The 14,258-nt window shown below is 66.3% G+C and carries 12 protein-coding genes; 7 read left to right on the top strand and 5 right to left on the bottom strand.

The window, feature by feature from the left end; genetic code table 11:
• Positions 1-80: 80 nt before the first annotated feature.
• Positions 81-1,718 (top strand): FadD7 family fatty acid--CoA ligase, encoded by a 1,638-nt coding sequence (locus tag AADZ55_RS01075; protein ID WP_085324194.1) that lies wholly within the window; start codon positions 81-83, stop codon positions 1,716-1,718.
• A 247-nt stretch (positions 1,719-1,965) separates the two neighbouring features.
• On the opposite strand, the gene AADZ55_RS01080 is transcribed toward AADZ55_RS01075, so the two are convergent.
• Positions 1,966-4,128 carry an elongation factor G-like protein EF-G2 gene (locus AADZ55_RS01080; protein WP_085324115.1) on the bottom strand — a complete coding sequence of 721 codons (2,163 nt, stop codon included), beginning with the start codon at positions 4,126-4,128 and terminating at the stop codon, positions 1,966-1,968.
• A gap of 208 nt (positions 4,129-4,336) precedes the next feature.
• The gene (locus AADZ55_RS01085) at positions 4,337-4,771 is read right to left on the bottom strand and encodes a TIGR03668 family PPOX class F420-dependent oxidoreductase (RefSeq protein ID WP_085324114.1); all 435 of its coding nucleotides are present in this window, start codon (positions 4,769-4,771) and stop codon (positions 4,337-4,339) included.
• Between the two features lie 34 nt (positions 4,772-4,805).
• On the opposite strand from AADZ55_RS01085, the gene AADZ55_RS01090 reads away from it, so the two are divergent.
• From AADZ55_RS01090 to AADZ55_RS01110, 5 genes are all read left to right on the top strand, one after another.
• Positions 4,806-5,276, top strand: coding sequence for a nuclear transport factor 2 family protein (locus tag AADZ55_RS01090; protein ID WP_085324113.1), 471 nt, complete (start codon positions 4,806-4,808; stop codon positions 5,274-5,276).
• A 130-nt stretch (positions 5,277-5,406) separates the two neighbouring features.
• On the top strand, positions 5,407-6,474 hold the full coding sequence (locus AADZ55_RS01095) for a S1C family serine protease (RefSeq protein WP_085324112.1): 1,068 nt from the start codon (positions 5,407-5,409) through the stop codon (positions 6,472-6,474).
• Positions 6,475-6,581: 107 nt separating this feature from the next.
• Entirely contained in the window at positions 6,582-8,357 is a 1,776-nt protein-coding gene (gene treS, locus AADZ55_RS01100) for a maltose alpha-D-glucosyltransferase (protein ID WP_085324111.1), read from the top strand.
• Positions 8,358-8,540: 183 nt separating this feature from the next.
• Positions 8,541-9,914, top strand: coding sequence for a maltokinase N-terminal cap-like domain-containing protein (locus AADZ55_RS01105; protein WP_085324110.1), 1,374 nt, complete (start codon positions 8,541-8,543; stop codon positions 9,912-9,914).
• A gap of 131 nt (positions 9,915-10,045) precedes the next feature.
• Complete coding sequence (locus tag AADZ55_RS01110) at positions 10,046-10,735, top strand: YoaK family protein (protein WP_085324192.1); 690 nt, start codon at positions 10,046-10,048, stop codon at positions 10,733-10,735.
• Positions 10,736-10,813: 78 nt separating this feature from the next.
• Here AADZ55_RS01110 and ag85C read toward each other — a convergent pair whose 3' ends face one another.
• Together ag85C and AADZ55_RS01120 are read right to left on the bottom strand one after the other, a co-directional pair.
• Positions 10,814-11,803 (bottom strand): diacylglycerol acyltransferase/mycolyltransferase Ag85C, encoded by a 990-nt coding sequence (gene ag85C / locus AADZ55_RS01115; RefSeq protein ID WP_085324109.1) that lies wholly within the window; start codon positions 11,801-11,803, stop codon positions 10,814-10,816.
• 144 nt (positions 11,804-11,947) lie between these two features.
• On the bottom strand, positions 11,948-12,367 hold the full coding sequence (locus AADZ55_RS01120) for a metallophosphoesterase family protein (protein WP_085324108.1): 420 nt from the start codon (positions 12,365-12,367) through the stop codon (positions 11,948-11,950).
• Between the two features lie 37 nt (positions 12,368-12,404).
• On the opposite strand from AADZ55_RS01120, the gene AADZ55_RS01125 reads away from it, so the two are divergent.
• Complete coding sequence (locus AADZ55_RS01125) at positions 12,405-12,860, top strand: MaoC family dehydratase (RefSeq protein WP_085324107.1); 456 nt, start codon at positions 12,405-12,407, stop codon at positions 12,858-12,860.
• Between the two features lie 46 nt (positions 12,861-12,906).
• Here AADZ55_RS01125 and AADZ55_RS01130 read toward each other — a convergent pair whose 3' ends face one another.
• Positions 12,907-14,214 carry an acyl-CoA dehydrogenase family protein gene (locus tag AADZ55_RS01130; protein WP_085324191.1) on the bottom strand — a complete coding sequence of 436 codons (1,308 nt, stop codon included), beginning with the start codon at positions 14,212-14,214 and terminating at the stop codon, positions 12,907-12,909.
• Between the last annotated feature and the right edge of the window lie 44 nt (positions 14,215-14,258).

The raw sequence follows: 14,258 nt of genomic DNA on the forward strand, positions 1-14,258 counted from the left end.
GGACGCCGGGCATCCGCACCCGGCATTGTGCTGATGAGGTGCGATCCAGCACCGGGGAACACCTGGAAGGAGGGCGGGCGATGGCATCCGACTCGGTCATCAGCGGACAGGCCGCGGCGGCGCCCGGGGCGCGGCGGCGCGACGAAGCACCGGGCCCGCGCATCGCCGACCTGGTCGAGGTGGCGGCGACGCGGCTGCCCGAGGCCCCGGCACTCGTCGTCACCGCCGATCGCATCCCGATCACCTATCGTGACCTGGTTCGTCTGGTCTATGACCTGGCCGGCCAGCTGACGCGTTCCGGCCTGCTACCGGGTGACCGGGTGGCGTTACGCGCGGGCAGCAACGCCGAATTCGTGGTCGCCTTGCTAGCCGCGTCGCGAGCGGATCTGATCGTCGTCCCGCTGGATCCGGCCCTGCCCGTCAGCGAACAGCGCGCTCGAAGCCAGGCCGCGGGAGCAAGGGTGGTGCTGATCGACGGTGACGGTCCGGGCGACGGGGGAGAGCCCACCCCCCGGTGGTGGCCGATCGCGGTGAACGTCGGCCTGGTCAGCGGTGCGCCGGACGGGGCCCTGTCGGTCCACCTGGACGCTGCCGGCGAACCGAACCCGGTCACGTCGTCGAGGCCCGAGGGACTCCGGCCCGACGATGCCATGATCATGTTCACCGGCGGGACGACGGGCCTGCCGAAGATGGTCCCCTGGACCCACGCAAACATCGCCAGCTCGGTCCGGGCCATCATCACCGGGTATCGGCTGGGCCCGCGGGACGCGACCGTCGCGGTGATGCCGCTGTACCACGGCCACGGCCTGATCGCGGCGTTGCTTGCCACCCTGGCATCCGGCGGCGCGGTGCTGCTGCCCGCGCGCGGGCGGTTCTCCGCACACACATTCGCCGACGACATGGCTGCCGTCGGGGCCACCTGGTACACCGCGGTGCCCACGATTCACCAGATCCTGTTGGAACGCGCTGGCGCCGAACCGTCCGCGGCCAACCGGGCCGCGCTTCGCTTCGTCCGCAGCTGCAGCGCGCCGCTCACTCCGGAAGTCGCGCTTGCGCTGCAGGCCGAGTTCTCGGCGCCGGTGGTGTGTGCTTTCGGCATGACCGAGGCCACCCATCAAGTGGCGACAACACCCATTGAGGGTAACGGGCCGGACGAAAACCCAGCCGTGTCAAGCGGTCTCGTCGGCCGGTCGACGGGAGCGCAAATCCGGATCGTCGGGTCTGACGGGCTGCCGCTACCCGCGGGTGCGGTCGGGGAGGTTTGGCTGCGTGGCAGCACCGTGGTGCGGGGGTATCTCGGCGACCCGAAGATAACCGCCGCGAACTTCACCGACGGTTGGCTGCGCACCGGTGATTTGGGGTCACTGTCGGCGGCCGGCGACCTGAGCATCCGCGGCCGCATCAAAGAACTCATCAACCGGGGCGGTGAGAAGATCTCGCCGGAGCGGGTCGAGGGCGTGTTGGCCACCCACCCAAACGTCATGGAGGCGGCCGTGTTCGGCGTCGCGCACCGGATCTACGGGGAGGCCGTCGCGGCGGTGATCGTGCCCCGCGAGTCCGCGCCGCCGACTCCCGAGGAGCTTGCGCAGTTCTGCCGGGAACGGTTGGCGGCCTTCGAGATCCCGGCCACCTTCCAGGCGGCGAGCGCGCTGCCGCACACCGCGAAGGGCTCGCTCGATCGGCGCGCCGTGGCCGAGCGGTTCGGAAGGCAGGCGTGAGGCACGACTTCTTGGACGACTACCCGGATGCGATGGAGCCTCCCCAAGCGTGCGCAGTGGATTTCACCGTAAGTCCACGCGCTCGCCGGAGGCGGATGACGGCTAGCACCGCGGCCAGCGCCAGGCTCAGCCAGATCAGTCGCTGCCGCGCGGCCGCCCACACCGCACACATGATCGCCAGGACCGCTGCCAGCGGGCCGCAGCACAATGACGGAATGGTTGTGCTGGCACCGCCGCGGAGGTGCGGTTAGGAGGCCCCGGCCTTTACCCGGGCAGCGGCGGATTCCGGCATTGGCTCGTAGCGGGTAAACGACCGGGTGAAGGATGCGGCCCCGTGCGCCAGTGAACGCAAGTCGATCGCGTACCGGGTCAGCTCGACCTGAGGCACTTCGGCTTTGACCACCGTGCGCTCATGCCCAGCGGCCTCGGTGCCCAGCACCCGACCGCGGCGGCCGGACAGGTCGCCCAACACCGCGCCGACGTAATCGTCGGGTACCAGTACCGAGATCTCGTCGATCGGCTCGAGCAGGATCACCCGCGTCGCGGCCGCCGCCTCCCGCAACGCCAGCGCACCGGCCATCTGAAAGGCGAAATCGGAAGAGTCGACGCTGTGGGCTTTGCCGTCGAGCAGGGTAACCCGGATGTCGACCACCGGGTACCCGGCGTGCACCCCCTTTTCCATCTGCGCGCGAACGCCCTTTTCCACGCTGGGGATGAAGTTGCGTGGCACCGCTCCGCCGACCACCTTGTCGACGAACTCGAACCCGGAGCCCTCCGGCAGCGGCTCCACCTCGATGTCGCACACCCCGTACTGGCCGTGTCCGCCGGACTGTTTGATGTGGCGGCCATGGCCTTTCGCGTTGCCGGCGAAGGTTTCCCGCAGCGGTACCCGCAGCTCGATCGTGTCCACGGTGACGCCGTACCGGTTGGCTAGCGCATCGAGGACGACGCCGGCATGGGCCTCGCCCATGCACCAGAGCACGATCTGATGCGTCTCTTGATTCTGCTCGATCCGAAGTGTGGGGTCTTCGGCGGCCAACCGACCCAACCCGACCGACAGCTTGTCTTCGTCGGTCTTGGCATGCGCCGCAATGGCGATCGGCAGCAGCGGCTCGGGCATGGTCCAGGGTTTGAGCACGAGGGGCTCGGACTTTCCCGAGAGGGTGTCCCCGGTTTCGGCCCGGCTCAGCTTGCCGATCGCGCAGATGTCGCCGGCCGCCACGGCCGCGGCGGGGCGTTGCTGCTTGCCGAGCGGGAAGGACAGGACGCCGATGCGTTCGTCTTCGTCGTGGTCCGGGTGCGTGCTGACGGCCCCGCCGCCATTGCCGTTCGCCGCCCCGAAAAAGGATGCGAAATGGCCCGACACGTGAACGGTGGCGTCGGGCGTGATGGTCCCGGAAAACACCCGGACCAGGCTGACCCGGCCGACATACGGGTCCGACGTCGTCTTCACCACCTCGGCGAGCAACGGCGCGTCATTGTCACAGGCCAGCTCCGCATGCGGGGCGCCCTGCGGGGTAAAGACCTCCGGCAGCGGGTGTTCCATCGGGGAGGGAAAGCCGCGGGTGGCGACCTCGAGCAATTCCAGGGTGCCCACGCCGGTGCTGCTGCACACCGGAATCACCGGGAAGAACGAGCCCCGGGCAACTGCCTTTTCCAGATCCTGGATCAGCACCGACTCGTCGATCGCATCGCCGCCCAGGTAGCGCTCCATCAAGGACTCGTCCTCGGATTCCTCGATGATTCCTTCGATCAGGGTGCCGCGTGCTTCTTCGATCCGGTCGGCGTCCGACTGGTCCGGGGTGCTCGTGGTCCGGTTGCCGTCGGCGTACTCGTACTGCGTCTGGGACAGCAATCCGATCAGGCCGTTACCGGTCGGCAGGTAGAGCGGTAAAACCTTGTCGCCGAATGCGTCTTGCGCCGCGGCCAGCGCCTCCTCGTAGTTCGCCCGGGCGTGGTCCAGCTTGGTGACGATCACCGCGCGGGGCATGCCGACCTGGCTGCATTCCTGCCAGAGAGACTTGGTCGGCTCGTCGACACCCTCGTTGGCCGCGATCACGAACAGCGCGCAATCGGCGGCTCGCAACCCGGCCCGCAGCTCACCCACGAAGTCGGCGTACCCGGGGGTGTCCACGAGGTTGACCTTGATGTTGTCGTACGCAAGCGAGGCGACCGCAAGGCCCACCGAGCGCTGTTGCCGGATCTCCGCCTCGTCGAAGTCGCAGACCGTGGTGCCGTCGGTGACCGAACCCGGCCTGGACAAGACTCCGGCCGCGACCAGGAGGGCCTCGACGAGGGTGGTCTTTCCGCCTCCGGAGGGCCCCACCAACACCACGTTGCGAACGGTGTCGGGTCCGTCCGCGGTGGGAGCGGCTCCCGCGCCCTGGGAAGCATTCGCTCTGTCGGCCATGACATTCCTCCAGTTCTCCGGGGTCGGTTCGCGCGGTGTGTCCCAGACCACAGGACGCAGTAAGCAACTTTTCCCCCAACTGCCGCCCAACACAAGGGTTGGGCTGTCCCGTGCGGATCCGCCGGTGGTCGTTGCGCGACGCAGCCAAGGTGCACCGCCCCAGCCACACCGATATCGCACGCGCTACCGGTGTGGCGGCTGGGTCTGGTCAGGCGTGCCAGCTGGACCAGCGGTGCACGGTGATCGCGATCACCGGGCCGTTTAACGGAACCGATTGGTACTGAGCGTATTTAGCACGCAGCAGTCGGTATCCGGTGTACATCACCTCGTCGTCACGGTGAATCGCGGCGATCCCGTCGGCCCGGACCCACCACAACCGCGTCCAATCGTCGGTGTAGCCATCGACCAGCACGCTGGCCACTGAATTGCTCTCGATGTTGGTGAGGCGGCGCAGCCGTTGCGTCGTTTTCGGCTTGGCGTCGACGGCGGTGTAGACAACAACTTCGCCGGCCCGGGCCGCCGGGCCGGCAGCGCCGACCGCGAACACCACTGGCACCAGGTGGGGTCTTCCGTCGGGTGTGATCGTCGCCAGCCGCGCCACCGGGGACTGGGCGAACCGGGCCTTCGGGTCGAATTCCCCCACCCGGTCAGCTTAAGACCCGAGCTAGGTTGGGCTCATGCTGGCGGAGACGCAGATCACCAACCTCCTCTATCGGTATGCCGAATGCATCGACACCGGCGATCTGGCGGGCGCCGCGGCGCTGTTCGAGCACGCCCGCATCAGGGTTGGCGGTCGCGGCGGTGACCAAGACACGATCGATGCGGCCGGGTTGCTGGGGATTTGGCGGTCGTTGATCGTGCTCTATCCGGATGGGACGCCGAGAACCAAGCACCTCGTCAGCAATCCGATCATCGAGGTCGATAACGACGGTGCGACGGCTCGCTGCCGTAGCTATTACACGGTGCTGCAGCAGACCGAAGAGTTTGGGCTGCAAACGATCGTCGCGGGGCGTTACCACGACCACTTCGTGTGCGTCGACGGTCAATGGCGCTACTCCTACCGCGACCTCACCCTCATCGACATGGTCGGCGATGTCAGCCACCATCTGACCCATCCCGTCGCGCGGCCCAGCTCGGAACGCGGGTGATCCACGCAGGTCTGGGACCCGACCATCCGCTGAGCTGGCTATCTGGACTACGTTGGTGTAAGAAATTCCTGCCGCCCGGACCTAAAGGCTGGGACAATTCTGTTAAATACCCGATGCAGGAGGTAACGGGATGAGCAAATTGCGCCGCCGCCCACTCAGGTGGTCATGGTTATTGAGCGTGCTGACTGTCATCGGTCTGGGCCTGGCGACGGCGCCGGCGCACGCGGCGCCGTCCACATTGGCGCAGGATCGGTTCGCCGAATTCCCGGCGCTGCCCCTCGACCCGTCGGCGATGGTCGCCCAGGTGGGTCCGCAGGTGGTCAACATCAACACCAAACTGGGCTACAACAACGCCGTGGGAGCCGGGACCGGCATTGTCATCGACCCCAACGGCGTCGTGCTGACGAATAACCACGTGATCTCGGGCGCCACCGATATCAATGCGTTCAGCGTCGGCTCCGGCCAAACCTACGGCGTCGACGTGGTCGGCTACGACCGCACCCAGGATGTCGCGGTGCTGCAGCTGCGCGGTGCCGGTGGCCTCCCGTCCGCGGCGATTGGTGGCGGGGTCGCGGTTGGCGAGCCCGTCGTCGCGATGGGCAACAGCGGTGGGCAGGGTGGAACGCCGCGTGCGGTGCCCGGCCGGGTGGTCGCGCTCGGCCAAACCGTCCAGGCGTCCGACTCCCTGACCGGTGCGGAGGAGACGCTGAACGGGTTGATCCAGTTCGATGCCCCGATCCAACCCGGTGATTCGGGCGGGCCCGTTGTCAACGGCATAGGGCAGGTGGTCGGCATGAACACGGCCGCGTCCGACAACTTCCAGCTGTCCCAGGGCGGGCAGGGCTTTGCCATCCCGATCGGCCAGGCGATGGCGATCGCAGGGCAGATTCGATCGGGCGGCGGGTCGCCCACCGTGCACATCGGGCCGACAGCCTTCCTCGGCTTGGGTGTTGTCGACAACAACGGCAACGGCGCACGGGTCCAACGCGTGGTCGGCAGCGCTCCGGCGGCCAGTCTCGGGATCGCCAACGGCGACGTGGTCACGTCAGTCGACGGCGTTCCGATCAACTCGGCCACCGCGATGGCGGATGCGCTCAACGGCCATCATCCCGGCGATGTCATCTCGGTGACCTGGCAAACCAAGTCGGGCGGCACGCGCACGGAGAAGGTGACATTGGCGGAGGGACCCCCGGCCTGACCTCGCGGCGGATACCACCGCCGGCCAGCCAATTCGTCTGGCGCCGGCCGTGATTGCCGCGTGACGCCCCGAGTTCGGCCTCGGGTACGCGTGGCATCGTGGACTCAATGAACGACGCGGAGGACATCGTCGAGCACCATCGGACCGAGGGTAGTCACGTCGAAGGAGGCGTGGTCGAGCACCCGAATGCCACGGACTTCGGTCACGCCGCCGCATTACCCGCCGACCCGACCTGGTTCAAGCACGCCGTCTTTTACGAGGTGCTGGTCCGGGCGTTCGTTGACGGCAATGCCGACGGTTCCGGCGATCTGCGCGGACTCATCGACCGCCTGGACTACCTGCAGTGGCTCGGCATCGACTGCCTGTGGCTGCCGCCGTTCTACGACTCACCGCTGCGAGACGGCGGCTACGACATCCGCGACTTCTACAAGGTGCTGCCCGAGTTCGGCACCGTCGACGATTTCGTTGCACTGGTCGACGCCGCCCACCGGCGAGGCATCCGGGTCATCACCGACCTGGTGATGAATCACACCTCGGAGTCGCACCCGTGGTTCCAGGAGTCCCGGCGCGACCCGGACGGGCCATACGGCGACTACTACGTGTGGAGCGACACCAGTGAGCGCTACACCGACGCCCGGATCATCTTCGTCGACACCGAAGAGTCCAACTGGACGTTCGATCCGGTCCGTCGCCAGTTCTATTGGCACCGGTTCTTCTCCCACCAGCCGGATCTGAACTACGACAACCCGGCCGTCCAGGAAGCGATGATCGACGTCATTCGCTTCTGGCTCGGCCTGGGCATCGACGGATTTCGATTGGATGCGGTGCCCTATCTCTTTGAGCGTGAGGGCACCAACTGCGAGAACCTGCCCGAGACGCACGCCTTCCTCAAGCGGGTCCGCAAGGTGGTGGACGACGAATTCCCCGGCCGGATGCTGCTGGCTGAGGCCAACCAGTGGCCGGGCGATGTGGTCGAGTATTTCGGCGACCCCAGCACCGGCGGCGACGAATGCCACATGGCCTTCCACTTCCCGCTGATGCCGCGCATCTTCATGGCCGTCCGCCGGGAGTCCCGGTTTCCGATCTCGGAGATCATCGCCCAAACGCCGCCGATCCCGGACATGGCGCAGTGGGGGATATTTCTGCGCAATCATGACGAGTTGACGTTGGAAATGGTCACCGACGAAGAGCGCGACTACATGTATGCCGAATACGCCAAGGATCCGCGGATGAAGGCGAATGTCGGTATTCGTCGTCGGCTGGCGCCGCTGCTCGACAACGACCGTAACCAGATCGAGCTGTTCACCGCGCTGCTGCTATCGCTGCCCGGCTCGCCGGTCCTCTACTACGGCGACGAGATCGGGATGGGCGACGTGATCTGGCTGGGGGATCGCGACGGCGTGCGCATCCCCATGCAGTGGACTCCGGACCGCAACGCGGGCTTCTCCACCGCCAATCCCGGTCGGCTGTACCTGCCGCCCAGCCAGGATCCGGTCTACGGGTACCAGGCCGTCAACGTCGAGGCGCAGCGCGATACCTCGACATCGCTGCTCAACTTCACCCGCACCATGCTGGCCGTGCGGCGCCGGCACGACGCGTTCGCGGTCGGGACGTTCCAAGAACTGGGTGGGTCCAACCCGTCGGTACTCGCCTACCTGCGCCGAGTGGCCGGCGATGGCGGCGACACCGTGCTCTGCGTCAACAACCTGTCGCGATTCCCGCAGCCCATCGAACTGGACTTACAGCAATGGACCAACTACACGCCGGTCGAACTGACCGGGCACGTGGAGTTCCCACGCATCGGCCACCTACCTTATCTGCTAACGCTGCCGGGACACGGGTTCTACTGGTTCCAGTTGACCGCACCTGAGGAGGAGCGATGACCCGCGCCGGCGACGATGCAGCGCGAAGCGATGAGGAGGAGCGGCGCATATGACTCGCGGCGACGATGCAGCGCGAAGCGATGAGGAGGAGCGGCGCATATGACTCGCGGCGACGATGCAGCGCGAAGCGATGAGGTGGGGGTACCTCCCAGCCGCGAAGCGGAGAGGGGGAGAGCGGCGCCTATGAATCCTTCGGACACGCTGCCGGCCAAGCTGCCATGGTCGGACTGGCTTCCGCAGCAACGTTGGTATGCCGGGCGCAACCGTGAGCTGGCCGCCGCCGGGCCAGGCCTAGTCGTTCCGCTGCGCGACGACCTCGACCTGGCGCTAGTCGACGTCGCCTACACCGATGGTGCGTCCGAGCGCTACCAGGTGATCGTCGGGTGGGATTCCGAGCCGGTGTCCGAATACACCACGAAGGCCACCATCGGCGAGGCCGACGGTCGCACCGGCTTCGACGCCCTGTACGACGTCGCCGCGCCCCAGTTTCTGCTGTCGCTGATCGCCTCGTCCGCCGTCCGTGGCTCGTCCCCCAGTACGGTGACCTTCGCCGGGGAGCCCGGCGTAGAGCTGCCCCTCGACGGGGCACCGCGAGTTTCAGATGCCGAGCAGAGCAATACCAGCGTGATTTTCGATCGCCGGGCGATCCTCAAGGTGTTCCGTCGGGTCAGCACCGGGATCAACCCTGACATCGAACTTAACCGCGTGCTCGCCCGCGCCGGTAACCCGCACGTGGCCCGGCTGCTCGGCGCCTACGAAATAGCCATGCCGGCGCCCGATGTTTCGCCAGCCGATGGCACGGCTTGCTCCCTGGGCATGGCGACCGACTATGAGGCGAATGCGGCCGAAGGCTGGGCGATGGCCACCGCCAGCGTTCGTGACCTCTTCGCCGAGGGCGACCTGTATGCCCACGAAGTCGGCGGCGACTTCGCCGGCGAGTCCTATCGCCTCGGTGAGGCCGTTGCGTCCGTGCACGCCACGCTGGCCGACAGCCTGGGGACCACGCAGGCAACGTTCCCGGTCGACCGCATGCTGGCGCGGCTGTCGTCGACCGTGGCGGTGGTGCCCGCGCTCAAGGAGTACGCGGCAACGCTCGAACAGCAGTTCCAGAAGCTCGCGGCCGAAGCGATCTCCGTCCAGCGGGTGCACGGTGACCTGCACCTGGGACAGGTGCTGCGTACCCCGGAAACCTGGCTGCTGATCGACTTTGAAGGCGAGCCGGGCCAGCCCCTGGATGAACGGCGGGCGCCCGACTCGCCGTTGCGCGACGTGGCCGGCGTGTTGCGTTCCTTCGAGTACGCGGCCTACGGGCCGCTGGTGGACCAGGCCGCCGACAAACAACTTGCCGCTCGCGCCCGGGAATGGGTCGAGCGCAACCGCGCCGCGTTCTGTGACGGCTACGCGGCCGCGTCGGGAATCGACCCGCGAGATTCGGCGCTGCTGCTGGGCGCCTACGAACTCGACAAGGCGGTCTATGAGACGGGCTATGAGGCACGGCACCGGCCCGGATGGCTGCCGATTCCGCTGCGATCGATCGCGCGGCTCACTGCCGGCTAGGTCAATTGGTCGGGCTCAGCAACGGGCCGTTTGGGCGCCGCTTGGTCGCCCGGCTGGCGGGTTTGCCCGCATGGTCGTCCCCTGCACGCGCCGCAGGTATCTGGAAGCATGGCCGGGTGGCAAGAGACGACATTTCCAACATTTTCGACAGCGAAGCCCGATTGTCCTGGGTGCTGGCGGTGCTGGCCGGGGTGCTCGGGGCTACCGCCTATACCCACTCAGCCGGATATTTCGTGACATTTATGACCGGCAACGCACAACGGGCCGTACTGGGAGTCTTCCGCGAGGACGCGTGGCTATCGATCACAGCGGCGCTGCTCATGCTGTGCTTCGTGCTCGGCGTAGTGGTGGCTTCGGTGTGCAGGCGGCATTTGTGGGTGGACCATCCGCACGGCCCGACCGTGCTGACCACGTTCAGTCTGGTGGGCGCCACCGCGCTCGACATCCTGATTGGTGGCTGGGAAGACACCCAGCTCGATTTCCTGCCAATTCTGCTCGTCGTCTTCGGCATTGGCGCGTTGAACACATCGTTTGTCAAGGATGGCGAGGTGTCGGTCCCGTTGAGTTACGTAACCGGCACGCTGGTCAAGATGGGCCAGGGCATTGAACGCCACATTGCCGGTCGACGCGCCGGTGGCAACGCCGCGGACTGGCTCGGCTATTTTCTGCTTTTCGCCAGCTTTAGCGCCGGGGCCGCAGTCGGTGGCATCATCAGCCTGGTTGTCAGCGGTACCCAGATGCTGGCGGCCGCCGCCGTCGTGTGCGCGGTGACGACCGGCTACACCTACTTCCACTCCGACCGCCGAGCCCTGTTGAAGTAGCGGCACCACCAACGAACATCGGCAGCAGCGCTGGCCGTTGCGCTGCTGCCGATGTCGACTAGGTATTGCCGGGGCGGCTCAAGCGGGGTTGTTGCCCCCGTTGAGCACCTGCTGGATGTCGGCCTTCATGGCAACCAACTGCTGGTTCCAGTAGGGCCACGAGTGCGTTCCGTTGGGCGGGAAGTTGAACACCCCGTTGCGTCCCCCGGAGGCCGCGTAGGTGTCCCGGAAGGTCTCGTTGGTTCGTAGCGTGAGGCCTTCCAGGAATTTCGCCGGCATGTTGTCACCGCCGAGGTCGCTCGGTGTGCCGTTACCGCAGTAGACCCAGATCCGGGTGTTGTTGGCGACCAGACGCGGAATCTGGACCATCGGGTCATTGCGTTTCCAGGCCGGGTCGGTGGACGGACCCCACATGCTATTGGCGTTGTAGCCGCCCGAGTCGTTCATCGCCAGGCCGATCAGCGTCGGCCACCAGCCTTCGGACGGGTTGAGGAATCCCGACAACGAGGATGCGTAGGGGAACTGCTGCGGGTAGTACGCGGCCATAATCAGCGCGGATCCACCCGACATGGAAAGCCCGACCGCCGCGTTACCGGTCGGCGAAACGCCCTTGTTGGCCTGCAGCCACGCGGGCATCTCCCTGGTCAGGAATGTCTCCCACTTGTAGGTGTAGCCCTGGCCGTTGCCCTGCGAAGGTTGGTACCAGTCGGTGTAGAAGCTGGACTGGCCGCCGACCGGCATCACCATCGAAAGGCCCGACTGGTAGTACTCCTCGAAGGCCGGGGTGTTGATGTCCCAGCCGCTGTAGTCGTCCTGCGCGCGCAGACCGTCGAGCAGGTAGACGGCGTGCGGTCCGCCGCCCTGGAATTGAACCTTGATGTCGCGGCCCATCGACGGCGATGGCACCTGCAGATACTCCACTGGCAGGCCCGGCCTGGAGAATGCCCCCGCGGTGGGGCCGCCGAAGGTACCGACCAGACCGTAGACCAGGGCAGCCCCTATGGCGGCAATAGCCAGCCGGCGCGGCAGTGTTGCCGCTGCGTCACGCAACTTTGCAACGAACTTCATGGCTCCTATCCATCCCAACTTTCATCTGCCGCTAGTCGCGGTCGAAATGTGTTCTGGGCGAGTGAAACACAGGCGAAGGCGCAAATCGTCCGGCGCGCCCGGAGCGCAACGTCGCGGTTGGCTAACGATTGAGAGTCGGCCCGTTTACTCAACCTCATGCAGGACGACCGTCGGCAGGGCGCCGTTGGTTACGGTTGCGGCCGTCGTGTCCCACGGGATGTGGCTGTGACCGAATACCAGTACGTCACTGTGCGGGTAGAGCCGCGACACTCGCGTCTGGCGCCCGGCCGCCGCGCCCGCCTCGTGGACCACGGTGAAGCGCAGTCCGACGAACACCGCGTCCGCACGTGCCGGCAATCGTGAGCGCAACCGCGGCCCGTCGTTGTTTCCCCAGCACGCGAGCGACCGCGCGGCCCTGGCCTGGCGCTCGTCGAGCAACTCCAGCGAAACCCAGTCGCCGGCGTGCACGACGACATCGGCCCGCTCGACTTCGTCCCACACCTGTTCGGACAGGTCGGGTGCGCGCGTTGGGACATGGGTATCGGCGATCAGCAGTAGCCGCACAGGTTTTATGCTTACCCCGAGCAGAGGAGAGAATGCCATGCGCACCTTCGAGTCCGTCGCCGACCTCGCCGCCGCCGCGGGCCAGACCATTGGCCAGAGCGACTGGGTGACCATTACTCAAGAAGACGTCAACCTGTTTGCCGATGCGACCGGCGATCATCAGTGGATCCATGTCGACCCGGAACGAGCGGCCGCTGGTCCGTTCGGCAAGACCATCGCTCACGGTTTCATGACACTGTCGCTGCTGCCGCGCCTGCAGCATGAGATGTACACCGTCAAGGGCATAAAGCTGGCAATCAACTACGGGCTCAACAAGGTTCGCTTTCCCGCTCCGGTGCCGGTCGGTTCCAGGGTGCGCGCCCAGAGTTCGTTGGTTGGTGTCGAAGACGTCGGCAACGGCGCGGTTCAGGCGACGGTGTCGACCGTTGTAGAGGTTGAGGGGTCGGCAAAGCCGGCGTGTGTCGCCGAAAGCGTGGTTCGCTACGTTTCGTGACGGAGCTGGCCCCGCGGCAGGGGCCTCGTCGGCGCCAGCGCCGCGGTCAGAATTCGGCGATGGAGCGCTCCAGGCGTTCGGCTAGCCGGGCCTGGGCGTCGGCGCGCCGGGTGGGTATGTGTTGAGATGGGAAAGGCGTTGTCACAGGCTGGTATTCACGCAAAGTGCGGCGGGCGACTGTCATCTTGTGCAGTTCGGTGGCGCCGTCGGCGATGCCGAGCGACTCGGCAGCCACCATCATCTTGACGAACGGCATCTCATCGGAGACGCCGAGCGCGCCGTGCAGATGCATGGCACGCTGCACGACGTCGTGGAGCACCTGCGGCATGGCGACCTTCACCGCCGCGATGTCGCGGCGCACCTTCTGGTAGTCCTGGTGCTTGTCGATCAGCCAGGCGGTACGCAGCACTAGCAGCCGGAACTGCTCGATCTGGATCCAGCTGTCGGCGATCTTCTCCTGGGTCATCTGCAAATCGGAAAGCCGTCCATGCCTGGTCTGCCGGGACACGGCCCGCTCACACATCATGTCAAATGCCCTGCGCGCCAGCGCGATTGTGCGCATCGCGTGATGGATGCGGCCGCCGCCGAGCCGGGTCTGCGCGATCATGAACGCCTGGCCTTCACCGCCCAGCACGTGATCGGCCGGTACCCGGACATCGTTGTACCGAACGTAGCCATGGCTGGCGTGCTTGGCGGACTCCGCTGCGACACCGACATTGCGCACAATCTCGATGCCCGGTGTCTCGGCGGGAACGATGAACAGCGACATCTTTTCGTACGTTCGGGCATCGGGGTTGGTGACCGCCATGACGATGAAGAACGATGCGTGCTTGGCGTTGGTGGAGAACCATTTCTCCCCGTTGATGATCCAGTCCCCATCGGGTGCTGAGCCATCCCGGGTCGCGGCGGTAACGAACTGGCCGGGATCGGACCCACCCTGGGGTTCGGTCATCGAGTAGCAGGAGGTGATCTCGCCGTCCAACAGTGGCTGCAGATAGCGGGCCTTTTGCTCGTCGGTGCCGAAGAGGGCCAGGATCTCGGCGTTACCCGAGTCCGGTGCCTGACAACCGAATACCGATGGCGCCCATCGGGAGCGCCCCAGGATCTCGTTGAGCAGCGCCAGCTTGACTTGGCCGAAACCCTGTCCGCCCAGCTCGGGCCGCAGATGGGCGGCCCACAGTCCCTGCTCTTGCACGCGCCGCTGCAACGGCCGCAGGATCGCCATCACTTCCGCGTTCTTCTTGTCGTAGGGATCGGGGCCGACCAGATCGAGCGGTTCGAGTTCGTCGACCATGAATTTTTCGACCCAGTCCAGCTTGGCTTGATATTCCGGGTCTGTTTCGAAGTCCCACACCGTCGCCAACCGTTCCCCGGTGCACCGTTACACCGGCATCGCTG

The sequence above is a fragment of the Mycobacterium decipiens genome, from assembly GCF_963853665.1.
Lineage (GTDB): Bacteria > Actinomycetota > Actinomycetes > Mycobacteriales > Mycobacteriaceae > Mycobacterium > Mycobacterium decipiens.